This window comes from Kordia jejudonensis, from assembly GCF_001005315.1.
Classification (GTDB): domain Bacteria; phylum Bacteroidota; class Bacteroidia; order Flavobacteriales; family Flavobacteriaceae; genus Kordia; species Kordia jejudonensis.
The window spans coordinates 1-640 of sequence record NZ_LBMG01000186.1; the positions used below are offsets into that span (position 1 = coordinate 1).

At 31.9% G+C, this 640-nt stretch carries 1 protein-coding gene; it reads right to left on the bottom strand.

All coding sequences use genetic code 11. The annotated features are described in order from the left end of the window. Nucleotides 1-278: 278 nt before the first annotated feature. On the bottom strand, nt 279-640 hold a 362-nt coding region (locus tag AA089_RS23255; protein WP_241480034.1), incomplete at its 5' end, for a DUF6252 family protein.

Below are 640 nucleotides of genomic sequence, written 5' to 3' on the forward strand. Positions count from 1 at the left end.
CGAGGCATCCTACGGTATTGGCGCCTGTTTGAGTAGCTGGTGGTAATGTAGCATTGGTAGTAGTATCATCATCGTTGCCACAACTATGGAATAGTATGAGTGCTAAAATTAAAATGATCTTTTTCATAATATAATTTTTTGGTTTCAAATGTCTACAGTAAAAGTATTAATTTTTTTACAATTCTTCTTTTTTGAGTGTATGAATTGTATTTTTTTAACGAAAATTAGGATTGACAAATGTTCATATTTTTTTAAATCGCTCTAAAAAAGTAGTATAATTAGTATTGATAATCAAAGCGCCCATCTCGGATTTCTACGATTTCTCCATCGGCATTAACTGCATCAAACCAAAAGGTGCCAGAAATAATGGAGTTGGAAAGATCTATATATGTTATTGTCAACTCACCACTCACTGAAGATGTTGTGTAAAACACATTTGATAACGAAAGAGAATGTCCTGCACCACTTCCTATATAATCCCCATTATCATCAAGATTTTTATCTAAAATGTAAGTCTCTCCAGCTAGTAAATTAATATAGCGGGTGTTTAGAAATACATCTTTAAAGCCTGTCCCTCTTAAATCTGTAAAATTCAATAAGAAGAAAAACTCTCCATTCACAAATTCATAATTTACCACTA